Origin of the sequence: Stenotrophomonas sp. PE591, assembly GCF_018320795.1 — a bacterium.
GTDB lineage: Bacteria > Pseudomonadota > Gammaproteobacteria > Xanthomonadales > Xanthomonadaceae > Stenotrophomonas > Stenotrophomonas maltophilia.
Genome location: NZ_JAAOKO010000010.1, coordinates 110968 through 122517, shown reverse-complemented (window position 1 = coordinate 122517; position 11550 = coordinate 110968). Strand labels below are relative to the sequence as shown.

General features: G+C 66.3%; 13 protein-coding genes. 4 read left to right on the top strand and 9 right to left on the bottom strand.

Going from position 1 to position 11550, the window contains the following annotated elements; all coding sequences use genetic code 11:
* The first annotated feature begins 8 nt into the window (after positions 1-8).
* Positions 9-1343, top strand: a complete 1335-nt coding sequence (locus JLDANKMP_RS19325) for an MFS transporter (protein ID WP_043035190.1) — start codon at positions 9-11, stop codon at positions 1341-1343.
* A 67-nt stretch (positions 1344-1410) separates the two neighbouring features.
* Entirely contained in the window at positions 1411-1710 is a 300-nt protein-coding gene (locus JLDANKMP_RS19320) for a hypothetical protein (protein ID WP_212561897.1), read from the top strand.
* Between the two features lie 85 nt (positions 1711-1795).
* On the opposite strand, the gene JLDANKMP_RS19315 is transcribed toward JLDANKMP_RS19320, so the two are convergent.
* The 4 genes from JLDANKMP_RS19315 to JLDANKMP_RS19300 all read right to left on the bottom strand — a co-directional run bounded on the left by JLDANKMP_RS19315 (position 1796) and on the right by JLDANKMP_RS19300 (position 6519).
* Positions 1796-3448: a M28 family metallopeptidase gene (locus tag JLDANKMP_RS19315; RefSeq protein WP_212561896.1), complete on the bottom strand. Its 1653-nt coding sequence runs from the start codon at positions 3446-3448 to the stop codon at positions 1796-1798.
* 105 nt (positions 3449-3553) lie between these two features.
* On the bottom strand, positions 3554-4486 hold the full coding sequence (locus JLDANKMP_RS19310; RefSeq protein WP_024956158.1) for an MBL fold metallo-hydrolase: 933 nt from the start codon (positions 4484-4486) through the stop codon (positions 3554-3556).
* A 233-nt stretch (positions 4487-4719) separates the two neighbouring features.
* Complete coding sequence (locus JLDANKMP_RS19305; protein ID WP_005407713.1) at positions 4720-5016, bottom strand: hypothetical protein; 297 nt, start codon at positions 5014-5016, stop codon at positions 4720-4722.
* Between the two features lie 210 nt (positions 5017-5226).
* Positions 5227-6519 (bottom strand): tryptophan--tRNA ligase, encoded by a 1293-nt coding sequence (locus tag JLDANKMP_RS19300; protein ID WP_212561864.1) that lies wholly within the window; start codon positions 6517-6519, stop codon positions 5227-5229.
* Positions 6520-6627: 108 nt separating this feature from the next.
* Here JLDANKMP_RS19300 and JLDANKMP_RS19295 point away from each other — a divergent pair, with 108 nt between their 5' ends.
* Positions 6628-7437: a hypothetical protein gene (locus JLDANKMP_RS19295; protein ID WP_212561863.1), complete on the top strand. Its 810-nt coding sequence runs from the start codon at positions 6628-6630 to the stop codon at positions 7435-7437.
* 72 nt (positions 7438-7509) lie between these two features.
* On the opposite strand, the gene JLDANKMP_RS19290 is transcribed toward JLDANKMP_RS19295, so the two are convergent.
* The 3 genes from JLDANKMP_RS19290 to rocF all read right to left on the bottom strand — a co-directional run bounded on the left by JLDANKMP_RS19290 (position 7510) and on the right by rocF (position 9157).
* Positions 7510-7731, bottom strand: a complete 222-nt coding sequence (locus JLDANKMP_RS19290) for a CsbD family protein (RefSeq protein WP_004153772.1) — start codon at positions 7729-7731, stop codon at positions 7510-7512.
* Between the two features lie 207 nt (positions 7732-7938).
* Positions 7939-8076, bottom strand: a complete 138-nt coding sequence (locus JLDANKMP_RS19285) for an entericidin A/B family lipoprotein (RefSeq protein ID WP_005407710.1) — start codon at positions 8074-8076, stop codon at positions 7939-7941.
* 160 nt (positions 8077-8236) lie between these two features.
* Positions 8237-9157 carry an arginase gene (gene rocF / locus JLDANKMP_RS19280; protein ID WP_005407709.1) on the bottom strand — a complete coding sequence of 307 codons (921 nt, stop codon included), beginning with the start codon at positions 9155-9157 and terminating at the stop codon, positions 8237-8239.
* Positions 9158-9274: 117 nt separating this feature from the next.
* Here rocF and JLDANKMP_RS19275 point away from each other — a divergent pair, with 117 nt between their 5' ends.
* The gene (locus JLDANKMP_RS19275) at positions 9275-9640 is read left to right on the top strand and encodes a hypothetical protein (RefSeq protein WP_249337001.1); all 366 of its coding nucleotides are present in this window, start codon (positions 9275-9277) and stop codon (positions 9638-9640) included.
* A gap of 9 nt (positions 9641-9649) precedes the next feature.
* Here JLDANKMP_RS19275 and JLDANKMP_RS19270 read toward each other — a convergent pair whose 3' ends face one another.
* Both JLDANKMP_RS19270 and JLDANKMP_RS19265 read right to left on the bottom strand, forming a co-directional pair.
* A complete protein-coding gene (locus JLDANKMP_RS19270; protein WP_049449941.1) occupies positions 9650-10594 on the bottom strand; it encodes an ankyrin repeat domain-containing protein in 945 nt (314 codons plus the stop codon).
* Positions 10595-10652: 58 nt separating this feature from the next.
* Entirely contained in the window at positions 10653-11423 is a 771-nt protein-coding gene (locus tag JLDANKMP_RS19265) for a DUF3011 domain-containing protein (protein WP_005407706.1), read from the bottom strand.
* Between the last annotated feature and the right edge of the window lie 127 nt (positions 11424-11550).

Below are 11550 nucleotides of genomic sequence, written 5' to 3'. Positions count from 1 at the left end.
CCACCCAGATGAGCACCACGTCCCAACCTGCCGTACCCGCGAACGACCGCGCTGCCCTGCGCCGGTCGATCTCCAATACCCTCAAAGGCTCCGCCGGCAACCTGGTGGAGTGGTATGACGTCTACGTGTACTCGGTGTTCGCCGTGTACTTCGAATCGCAGTTCTTCTCGCCGGACGACAAGAACTCCACGATGTACGTGTGGGCGATCTTCGCCGCCACGTTCCTGATGCGCCCGATCGGTGCCTGGTTCTTCGGCCGCTTCGCCGACCGCCACGGCCGTCGGTTGGCGCTGACTGTCTCGGTCACGCTGATGGCGCTGTGCTCGTTCCTGATCGCCATCACCCCCACCGCCGCCAGCATCGGCATCTGGGCCGCAGTCATCCTGCTGTTCGCGCGCCTGCTGCAGGGCTTCGCCACCGGCGGCGAGTACGGCGCCAGCGCCACCTACATGTCAGAGGCCGCCATTCCCGGCCGTCGCGGCTTCCTGTCCTCCTTCCACTACGTCACCCTGGTCGGCGGCCATGTGCTGGCCCAGCTGACCCTGCTGCTGATGCTGACCTTCTGGGGCAAGCCGGAGATCTCCGAGTGGGGCTGGCGCATCGCCTTCGGCATCGGTGGCATCGCCGCGGTGGTGGTGTTCTGGCTGCGCCGCGGCATGGACGAATCGCTGTCGGAGTCGTCGATCGAAGCTGCGCGCGAGGGCAAGGCGCAGAAGTCCGGCTCCATGTACGAGCTGTTCGTGCACCAGTGGCGGCCTCTGCTGCTGTGCTTCCTGATCACCGCCGGTGGCACCGTGGCCTTCTACACCTACTCGGTGAACGGCCCGAAAATGATCCAGAGCGCATTCGCGGGCAACGACCCGATGACCGGCACCCTGATCAACCTGGGCGTGCTGGCGTTCCTGATGGTGCTGCAGCCGGTCGGCGGCTGGCTGTCGGACATCATCGGCCGCAAGACCCTGCTGGTGTTCTTCGGTGTGGGCGGCGTGCTGTACAGCTGGTACCTGATCACCCAGCTGCCGCACCAGCATGACGCCACCCTGGCCTTCCTGACCCTGGCGCTGGCGTTCGTCATCCTCACCGGCTACACCTCCATCAACGCCGTCGTGAAGGCCGAGCTGTTCCCGACCCACGTGCGTGCGCTGGGCGTAGGCCTGGGTTACGCGCTGGCCAACTCGCTGTTCGGCGGCACCGCCCCGCTGCTGTACCAGGGCGCGCTGAAGACCGGCCACGTCGACTGGTTCGCCATCTACGTGACCGCAACGATCGCGGTATCGTTGGTGGTCTATGTGTTCTTCCTCACCAACAAGGGCCCCAACTGGCTCGACGGCACCCGCAAGTAAGCGCGTTGCCCTGATCGCGGCCACCGGTGCACTGCCGGTGGCCGCTGCGTCTCCCGCCACGCCACTGATGTGGATCGCGGCGACGCTGGCCGCAGCCACGGCACTGGCCTGGCTGCTGCGCCGCCCCAGCGCACAGGTCGCGTGGCCACGCACCGGGTTCGGGGTCGCCCTGCTGGTGTTCTGCGCCGCGCTGGCGCTGCAGCTGGCGGTGGACCTGGGCAGCGGCCACAGCTCGCTGCAACTGCGCCTGCATCGCGGCATCAATGCAGGGTCGCCGGTTGGCCTGCGTACGATGGTGGCGTGCTATCTGGCAGCGCTCGCTGCCGCCGGCTGGGGCGCATGGACGCTGCTGCGCCGGCGCCGGTGAACGCGCGGTAGTGCCGGCCGCTGGCCGGCAACGCCGCATTCCTTCCGAAGGTTCATGAGGTTGCCGGCCAACGGCCGGCACTACCTCAGCGGCGGGCGGATTCGCTCTTGTCCCGCGTGCTGCGGAACTCCGATTCCTTCTCCCACGTCGGCCAGCGGCGGCTGTTGGCCAGCTCGGCACCCAGGTCGTAGACCAGCAGAGTGTCAGCCGCGTGGCCGCTCGGATCCCAGCTCGGGGTCCAGGCATCGCAGGCCTGGTGGTAGCAGTCGGCGAAATACTTCTCGCGCAGCGCGCGGCCGGCTTCAACACCGCCGTCCAGCTTGTCCAGGCCCGGGCCGATGGTGATCGCCGGCACGCCCAGGCGGGCAAAGGCGAAGTGGTCGGCGCGGTAGAAGAAGCCGGCCTCCAGGTTCGGGTCCGGGCTGTAGCTGCGACCGCGGGCCTTGGCCACGCGTTCCAGGTCGCCTTCCAGCGACACCCGGCCCTTGCCCCACGAAGCGATGTCGCGGGTCGCGCCATCCGGGCTGAACATCTCGATGTTCAGCACTGCAGCGGTCTTGTCCAGCGGCGCCAGCGGATGCGCGGCGTAGTAGCTGGCACCCAGCAGGCCCTTCTCTTCGGCGGTGAGGGCCACGAAGTACAGCGTGCGCTGCGGCTGCGGGCCGGCGGCGAACACGCGGCCCAGTTCCAGCACCGTGGCCACGCCGGTGGCGTTGTCGATCGCACCACGGCGGATGCGGTCGCCCTTGGCGTCGGCTTGGCCGATACCGAACGCATCCCAGTGCGCGGAGAAGATCACGGCCTCGTCGGCGTGTTCACCACCGGGCAGCTTGGCCACCACGTTGCGGGTCACCACCTGCTCGCGCTTAAGCGCGAAATCCACGCTCAGCTTCGCGTTGTCCAGTGCCACCGGGCGGAAGTCGGCACGCATCGCCTTGCGCTTCTCGGCATCGAAGTCCAAGCCGGCGTCGGCGAAGATCGCCTCGGCAAGTTCGCGCTGCATCCAGCCACGCAGCGGCGTGTGCTGCGCCATCGCCTCGGCCTGGCCGCGTTCGATGTCGAACAGCGGCGAGGTGCCCGAGCTCTTCACAGTGGCCCAGCCATAGGCGGCCGGCGCGGTCTCGTGCACGATCAGCACACCCTCGGCACCACGGCGCGCGGCTTCCTCGAACTTGTAGGTCCAGCGGCCGTAGTAGGTCACCGCCTTGCCATCGAACGCGCCCGGTGCATCGGCCTCGAAATCGGCGTCGTTGATCAGCACCACGGCGATCTTGCCGTGCAGGTCCACGTCCTTGTAGTCGTTCCAGTGGCGTTCCGGTGCGTCGATGCCATAACCGACGAACACCAGTGGCGCATCCTTGATCTGCACGCGCTTGCGCGGCTGCAGGCTCTGCAGGGTCACGTCCACGCCGTTGGCCAGCGCGCGCTTGCCCTGCTTCAGCGACAGGCTGGCCTTGGCCGGCCCGTCCAGCTGCGCGCGCACCAGCGGCACCGGCTGCACCCAGCTGCCATCCACGCCACCCGGCTGCAGGCCGTAGCTGCGGAACTGCTCGATCAGGTACTGCATCGTGCGCTCTTCGCCCTCGGTGGCCGGCGCGCGACCCTCGAATTCATCCGACGCCAGCACACGCACGTGGCGCGACAGAGCCTGCGGATCGATGCCGCCACCCGGGAGGTCGTTGGCCGCATGGGCCAGGCCACCGACAAACAGGCAGGACGACAGCAGCAACACGCGCATCGGATTCACGGCAGTACCACGGCTAGCTTGGAAGTCACCAGAGTGTAACGTGGTCGTGACATCACGGCGCAGCCTGGGCTCACGTCATCCACGCATGGCATGGGTCTACCTGCTGATGCGGTCCAGCCAGCAGGCCAGGCCCTGCGCGTTGAGTTCGATGTCCATCGCCAGAACAGCGATCACCGCCGCATCGTCCAGCGCACAGCCATGCAGCTGTGCACGTTCCAGGTACAGCGCCTGCAGCGCGGCCAGCAGGCAGCGGTGGCGGTCGGGGCGGCCATCGCACTGGCGGCCAATGGTGGCCATCGCATCGATCTGTTCGAACAGGTCGTTGGCCAGTTTCTGCACCTGCTCCACGCGGCCGTAGTGGGTCAGGTACATCGCCTGCGGGCCATAGCCCAGCATGCGCTGGATCGAGGCCTTCATCGCTTCCGGGTCGAACTGTACCGGCGACGAGGTCGGGAAGATGAAGGCCCCCTGCGCGCTGTCCAGCTCGCGGTAGGAAATGCCGAAGGTATCGCCGGTGAACCAGCTGCGGCTGCGCGCATCCCACACGCAGTAATGGTGCAGTGCGTGGCCCGGGGTGTGCAGCAGCACCAGCTCGCGGCCGGCCAGGTCGATACGGTGGCCGTCCTCGGCCACCACCACACGATGTTCGGGAATGGCCTCGATACGACCATAGCTGCGCGCGATTTCCTCGGCACCGTACACCGCCGTGGCACCGGCAATCAGCCGGGTCGGGTCGATCATGTGCGGCGCACCGCGCGGGTGCAGCACTGCCTTTGCGTTGGGCAGCTGCTGCATCAGCAGGCCGGCGCCGCCGGCGTGGTCCAGGTGCACGTGCGTGAGCAGCAGCCAGTCCACCGCGTCAACGGCCAGACCCGCGTTGGCCAGCGCCTGCAGCATCGCCGGCACCGACAGGCCGGTGCCACAGTCGACGAACGCGGCGCGGTCGTTTTCAACGATCAGATAGGCCGCGTCGAAGTCGGGACGCTGGAAGCCGGTATCGATGGTGTGGATGCTGGGGTCGGCGATCATCGGCGCGCACCTGGCAGGATCGGGAACAGACGCCCATGGTAGGCGCGCGGGCGGTCCGGGTTCGATGCGGCTTTGGTCGGGTAGTGCCGGGTTGTGGCCGGGTAGAGTCGACTGTCAGTCGACTGTCGCGCGCAGCGCGGGCTTCCAGAAGAGCAGTCGACTCACAGTCGACTCTACCAAGGGCAAGCGCAGGCCAACCAACCGCAGGTCCAGCGGGTGCGCAAGGGCCAGGTTCAGCGCAATGCGAACCGCGGCCGCAGCAGCAGGGCCAGCACCAGCACCGCCAGGAATGCGCCGTAGGCGTACAGCACCGCCAGTACCTGCGGCCAGATCGGGCCGGCGCCGGGCTGTGCCATGCCAAGTCGATACCCCCACAGCATCGAGACGATGCTCAGGGCGAAGGCCAGCAGCAGGGTGGAGCCATCGAACAGGCGCCGCCGCGGGGTGCGCGGCTGGCGCGGGAACAGCCAGTACAGGCTGCCCAGCAGCAGGAACCAGGGCAGGAACAGCAGCAGCGACAACCAGGCCATCGCAGACTCCATGTCATCGCGCCTGAGGCGCGCGGACATCATGCCATGACCTTCGTTCGCGGGTAGGGCCGGCCGCTGGCCGGCGTTTTCCTATGCAGTGCCGTGGTAGTGCCGGCCGCTGGCCGGCGTTTTCCTATGCAGTTGCCGTGGTAGTGCCGGCCGCTGGCCGGCATTTCCTATGCAGTTGCCGGCCAGCGGCCGGCACTACCCTTACGCTTCGCGCAGCATGGCCAGGGCCGCCAGCACGGCGTCCACTTCGGCTTCCAGCTTGAACAGTTCGCTCTGCAGCTGGTCACCCTGCTCCGCCTGCTTGATCACGGCAATCAACTGCCCCGCATCGCGCGGCGAATCGAAGCCCTCGCTCTGGATCAGCAGCGTGCCGTCACCGGCGGTCAGCTTGAAGTAGAAGCGGCCGTCCTTCTCGCGGTACTGCTTGAACAGTGGCGGTGCCACGCGGGCCACGCCGGCGTCCTCGCTGGCGATATCGCCTGCGGTGGACAGGTCACGCAGGCCCACCGCATGGCGCAGTTCGTCCAGCAGCGGTGCCGCCAACTGCTCGCGCAGCTGCTGGCCACGGCGCTTGAGCAGCGCTTCGATCTTCTCCGGCTCGGCCATCAGCGCGTTGTAGCGCTCGCGCAGCGGCGACAGTTCGCTGTCGATGCGCTCGAACAGCTGCTGCTTGGCCTCACCCCAGCTGATGCCGGCGGCGAACGCCCTGGCGAATTCGGCGGTCTGTTCCGGGGTGGCGAAGGCCTGGTACATCTGGAACAGCGCAGAGCCCTCGGTGTCCTTCGGCTCGCCAGGTGCGCGCGAGTCGGTCAGGATCGAGAACACCAGCTTCTTCAGCTCCTCGCGCGGCACGAACAGCGGAATGGTGTTGTGGTAGCTCTTGCTCATCTTGCGGCCATCCAGGCCGGCCAGCGTCGCCACCTGCTCGTCGATCACCACGTCCGGCAGCGGGAAGTACTCCTTGCCATACACGTGGTTGAAGCGCTGGGCGAAGTCGCGCGCCATCTCGATGTGCTGGATCTGGTCACGGCCCACCGGTACCTGGTTGGCCTTGAAGATGAGGATATCGGCGGCCATCAGTACCGGGTACATGAACAGGCCGGCGCTGACGCCTGCGTCCTCGTCCACGCCTTCCTCGCGGTTCTTGTCCACCGCCGCCTTGTAGGCGTGCGCGCGGTTGAGGATGCCCTTGCTGGCGATGGCGGTCAGGAACCACATCAGCTCGGTGGTCTCGCGGATGTCGCTCTGGCGGTAGAACCACACCTGTTCCGGGTCCAGGCCACAGGCCAGCCAGCTAGCCGCGATCTCCAAGGTCGCGCGCTGGGTGCGCTGCGGGTCCTGGGACTTGATCAGGCTGTGCAGGTCGGCCAGAAAGAAGAAGCTCTCGATCCCCGGGGCGCGGCTGGCCGCGATGGCCGGACGGATGGCGCCAACGTAGTTGCCCAGGTGGGGCGTGCCGGAGGGGGTGATGCCGGTAAGGACTCGGGTGGTCATGACTGCGTGGGGTAACCTTCGATGAACGGGGCCAGTTTACCTTGCACGCCACCAACCCCGTCAGGGCCTGCGGCGCGTTCATTCACGCAACCCCGCTGGAGACGCCCGATGAAACGCCTGCTGCCCCTGCTGCTGATCCTGCCCCTGGCCGGCTTCCGCCCCGTCCCGATGCCGCCGCCGGCCTACGAGGGCGGCCCCGTGCGCATGTCTCTGGTCGACCGCGACCGCGGCACCGAATTGCGCAGCTACCCTGCCGAGGGCCAGCGCTGGGTGGCCGGCGAGCGCGGCCACCGCTACGCCGTGCGCCTGTACAACGACAGCCCGCGCCGGGTGCTGGTGGTGCTGTCGGTGGACGGCGTCAACGCCATCTCCGGCGAGGATGCCGATCCGTCGCAGACCGGCTACGTGCTCAACCCCGGCCAGCGCGCCGACATCACCGGCTGGCGCAAGAGCCAGGATGAAGTGGCGCAGTTCGTGTTCAGCAGCCCCAGCGGCAGCTATGCCAGCCGCACCGGTCGCCCGGACAACATCGGCGTGGTCGGCGTGGCGGTGTTCGAGGAAGCGCGCCGCTGGCGTCCGGATCCGATCCTGCGCCGCAGCCTGCCGCTGCCGGCACCGGCCCCGACGGCCGAAGCGGCGGCCGATGCCAGCGCCAGCAACAGCCGCATCGAGGGCTATGCCAGCAAGTCACAGGCCCCTGCGCTGGGCACCGGCCACGGCGCACGCGAGCAGTCGTCGGTACGCGATACCGACTTCGAACGCGCCAGCCGCAGCCCGGCGCAGGTTCTGCAGCTGCGCTACGACAGCGCCCGCAATCTGCGCGCGCGCGGCATCCTGGTCGATACACCGCCGTCGCGCCTGCCGCGCGAACCGCAGGCGTTCCCCAACCGCTATGTGCCGGACCCGCCGGCGCGTTGATCGCCGCCCAGACAGCACAACGCCCGCAACCTCTCGGTGCGGGCGTTGTGCCGTGGGGGAAAACCGTAGCGCTTACTTGTAGTCCGGGTAGTCCTTGCTCACGGCATCCTGGAACTCACGGACTTCCTTCTCAGCGCGATCCTTGGCCCAGCCATAACGTTCCTGCAGGCGGCCGGCCAGATACTCGGCATTGCCTTCAGCCACATCGAAGTCGTCGTTGGTCAGATCGCCCCACTTGGCCTGGGCCTTGCCCTTCAGCTGCGACCACTTGCCGGAAATGATGTCTTTGTTCATTGCTGGGAGTCCTTGGTTGCAACGGCGTTCTTACCGTGGCTACAGCTTCGCGCAGCGGCTGTTGAGTGCCGGTCAACCGACCATGAAAGCACTGCTCACCTGCTTGAATGGTTCACTACGCTTCGACACGTACGCTGCAGAAAAACGCGCAAGAAAAAAGGCCGGGGAGGTCCCCCCGGCCTTTTTGCTTTCCGTTCCACTTCAGGCTCAACGGCCCTTGGCGGCATCCTCAACCTTTTCGCCAGCCTTCTGCACGTCCTTGCCGGCACCGGCAACGGTGTTGCAACCGGCCAGCAGGGCCACCGAGAACATCGACAACAGCATCAGGGCAACTACGCGCTTCATGGGCTTCTCCTTGGGTTCGCCGCTATACCGCTTCATTCGCGGATGGGGTTCGGTCGCTCGGCGGAAGGAGCCACTGCCACTGCCGCCGCGTGATGTGCAATCTGGCGGCAGGGGCGTGGAGCGCGTGTGAACGGATCATCGATCCGTTCAGGCGGAGAGCTCAGTCGCGCATCAGGGTGGACTTGCCGAACAGGCTTTCGACCAGGTCCACGGCCAGTTCGGCGGTGGCATTCTGCTTGTCCAGCAAGGGGTTGAGCTCGACGATGTCCAGCGAACCCATGCGCCCGGTGTCGGCAATCATCTCCATCACCAGCTGCGCCTCGCGGTAGTTCACCCCGCCCGGCACGGTGGTGCCGACGCCCGGTGCGATGCTCGGGTCGAGGAAATCCACATCGAAGCTGACATGCAGGTGGGTGTTCTCGTCGATGCCCGCCAGTGCTGCCTCGACCGCGCGCTTCATGCCGTTCTCGTCGATGTAGCGCATGTCGTAGACATCCACCTTGTGGGTCTTGATCAGGCGCTTCTCTTCCGGGTCCACCGAACGGATGCCGATCTGGTGCACCTGGATGGGGGTGATCGCCGGTGCGCTGCCGCCGAGGTGGGTCAGCGCCTTCGGGCCGAGGCCGCACAGGCAGGCCACCGGCATGCCGTGGATGTTGCCCGATGGAGTGACATCGCTGGTGTTGAAGTCCGAATGCGCATCCAGCCACAGCACGCGCAGGGTCTTGCCCTGCTCGCGGCACCAGCGTGCCACGGCAGTGATCGAACCGATGCCCAGGCAGTGGTCGCCGCCGAGCATGATCGGCATGCGGCCGGCCTGCAGTTCGGCATAGCTGGCTTCCATCAGCGCGTGGTTCCACGCCACCACTTCATCCAGGTGGCGATAGCCTTCCACCGGCGCGGTCCACGGATTGCGCGGACCATCCAGGTTGCCCAGGTCGCGCACATCCACGCCGCGCGCCTCGAGCGCTTCCGGCAGCCCAGCCACGCGCAGCGCTTCCGGCCCCAGCCGTGCACCGCGATGGCCCGCACCCACATCGGTGGGAACGCCAATCAGGGATACGGAAATGGGATGGGCCATGGGTGCCTCCTGCGGGGGAAAAAGAAGCACAGTCTAGCCAGAGCTGTGTGACACCACTCGCGGCGGTGCAGCAGGGCAATCACATGGCATGATGCCGCGCGGACCTGCCCCCGCTTCATGGAAGATTGCGATGTCGCCCTTCATCAATACGGCCTGGCCGCGCTTTTTCATCGGGGCGCTACCCATCGCCGCTCTTGCGGTTTTTTCAGCAGCTCGATCGATGCGTCGCAGAACGGCTGGTTGATGCAGGCGACGCTGCTGCTGGTGCCGTTCTCGACCCTGGTATTCCTCGGGTTGGGGTGGCAGCGTCTGCGCAAGGCACATGCTGAATATCCGATCCTGAAGAGCGAGCCGCAGCGGATGCTGACGGCGTTGATCGGCAACGTGAAGGTGGCCGCGCTGTGGTTCGGCCTGACCGTCGTTGGCATGTTCGCCCTGATGCTGGCGTGGGTGTTGCTGCGGAAGAGCAGCGGCGGATATTGAAAGTTGCAGTCAAAGAATAGCCGACGACCACTTTTTTACTCGGAATTGGCGCCTTTTCAACACGTCGATACGCCACTGTCTACCCACGCGTTTGAGTACGAACAAGTGCTCGTAACGCAAGGAACTCGACTTCTGAGGATGGTCGCGCACCAGCACTTCCGCCTTCGAGATCCCAAGCTTCGCAACTGATACCAGTAGGTCATCCGGCACATACCGTCGGGGGCTCCCGACTGAAATTCCAGTCGAGTACAGGCGTTGGCGGTCGGTGCACCAGGCTGTCAAAATATCCGCTTTCTCCTGCTGGAAGCCGGAGCTTCGCAGAAGGTTGCCACCGGACCGGGAATCCTTGTAGCCACGCGTTTCCCATTCGTAATAGGCCAACAGATACCCACGCACCACTGAGGCGGGTTCACCTTCGGCGTCTGGCTCGGGCCACTCAAGCGCCGGTGCCTCTATCAACGGCGGCGGCAACTGCGCCCCCGCCAACTTCAAACGCGCTACTACGTCTTCGTGCTTGCGGGCATCGGCCATTGCCAGTGCGTTTCGCCCCTCGAAGTTCAACGGTGCGACGGCAGCTCCACTATCCAGCAACAGTTCGACCATAGCCAGGTGGCCGCCCGAAGACGCCAACATCAGCGGCGTGTACTTCGATTCCGGCGAAGCAACATCCAGCAATGCGCCGCGAGCGACCAGCACGCGTCCGATTTCCGTATCGCCTGCGTTGGCAGCCCAACCCAGCGCGGTGTAACCCAGTGCAACGCAGGCGTGCTGGATGTTGGCGCCACGGTCCAGTAGCCGCTCCACCGAGTCAGCCTTCCCGGCGATCACAGCCGATAGCAGCGGGGTGCGCCCCGTGCCTTTGTGCTGCCACTCGATATCGGCACCCTCATCCAGCAGCGCGTCGATTCGGGCGAGATCCTGCTTCTCAGCTGCTTTGGCCAGAAGATGGGACATATAGGTGCTACCAGACGGGTGTATGGGCGGTCACCATAAGGCCGCTGGCGCGATGAACTCAACCGCCGCGGCGGCGAACCGGCGTCAGGCTCTGCACCTGGCCGTTGTTGCGCATCATGCACAGGAAGCGGCCATCGGGATAATCGATGATCAGTTCCTGGTAGTCGCTGCCCACCGGCATCTGGGTCACCAGCGTGCCCTGCGCGCCCTTGCGCATGTTGCAGGAACCCAGCGCGGTATCGCCTGCCGGCGCCGGGGTGGCCACCGAGGACACATTGCGGAACACCGCGCGGCAGCCGCCGTTGACCCACACCGAATGCCGCGCCAGCCCCCAGTTCTTTCCTTCCTCGCAGCGGGTGCGGCTGAGCTGGCGCACGATTTCCACGTTGCCACGGGTATTCAGATCGCACGACACCTGCTGCTGACCGGTGGATTCGCAGGTGACTTCGCGGGGTAGCGCGGCATCCCCGGAGGCAGCGTCGCGAGGGCGAACGCTGTTTGCGGCGGGCGCAGGCGCACCACTGCTACTGACCTGGCAGATGCCATTGGCGCCGCCTCGGCCGGTGTAGCTGATCTGCGGCGTGCCGTCCTCGTTGCTGCTGATCGACAGGGTGATGCCGGAGTTCGCATCGCGTGCTTCGAAATAGCGGTCGTTGAAGCGTTTCAGCGCCGCCTCGCGGCCTTGCACGTAGACCGGACCGCCTTCGTCGGCGTGCACATCGATGCCGCCCGGGCAGCTGGCGTTGAAGAACGGTACCGCGGCCATGGCTGGGACCACGAAGGCGGTGGATACCAGTGCGACGGTGAGCGACAGGGCATGGCGACGCATGTGCGGATCCCGAAGGGGCCCAGGATGGGCGTGTGGTGGCAGTATGCGGTGGAGCGCTGCGGGCTGTCCGTGAGGAATATCAATTTCCGGGTAGCGCGCGTGGGGATTCATGTCTGGTAAGGTGTTC

Bases quoted from the DNA above. Each gene is read 5' to 3' on its own strand.
- JLDANKMP_RS19325 (WP_043035190.1), top strand. From the start codon at position 9: ATGAGCACCACGTCCCAACCTGCCGTACCCGCGAACGACCGCGCTGCC.
- JLDANKMP_RS19320 (WP_212561897.1), top strand. From the start codon at position 1,411: ATGTGGATCGCGGCGACGCTGGCCGCAGCCACGGCACTGGCCTGGCTG.
- JLDANKMP_RS19315 (WP_212561896.1), bottom strand. From the start codon at position 3,448: ATGCGCGTGTTGCTGCTGTCGTCCTGCCTGTTTGTCGGTGGCCTGGCC.
- JLDANKMP_RS19310 (WP_024956158.1), bottom strand. From the start codon at position 4,486: ATGATCGCCGACCCCAGCATCCACACCATCGATACCGGCTTCCAGCGT.
- JLDANKMP_RS19305 (WP_005407713.1), bottom strand. From the start codon at position 5,016: ATGGCCTGGTTGTCGCTGCTGCTGTTCCTGCCCTGGTTCCTGCTGCTG.
- JLDANKMP_RS19300 (WP_212561864.1), bottom strand. From the start codon at position 6,519: ATGACCACCCGAGTCCTTACCGGCATCACCCCCTCCGGCACGCCCCAC.
- JLDANKMP_RS19295 (WP_212561863.1), top strand. From the start codon at position 6,628: ATGAAACGCCTGCTGCCCCTGCTGCTGATCCTGCCCCTGGCCGGCTTC.
- JLDANKMP_RS19290 (WP_004153772.1), bottom strand. From the start codon at position 7,731: ATGAACAAAGACATCATTTCCGGCAAGTGGTCGCAGCTGAAGGGCAAG.
- JLDANKMP_RS19285 (WP_005407710.1), bottom strand. From the start codon at position 8,076: ATGAAGCGCGTAGTTGCCCTGATGCTGTTGTCGATGTTCTCGGTGGCC.
- rocF (WP_005407709.1), bottom strand. From the start codon at position 9,157: ATGGCCCATCCCATTTCCGTATCCCTGATTGGCGTTCCCACCGATGTG.
- JLDANKMP_RS19275 (WP_249337001.1), top strand. From the start codon at position 9,275: ATGGAAGATTGCGATGTCGCCCTTCATCAATACGGCCTGGCCGCGCTT.
- JLDANKMP_RS19270 (WP_049449941.1), bottom strand. From the start codon at position 10,594: ATGTCCCATCTTCTGGCCAAAGCAGCTGAGAAGCAGGATCTCGCCCGA.
- JLDANKMP_RS19265 (WP_005407706.1), bottom strand. From the start codon at position 11,423: ATGCGTCGCCATGCCCTGTCGCTCACCGTCGCACTGGTATCCACCGCC.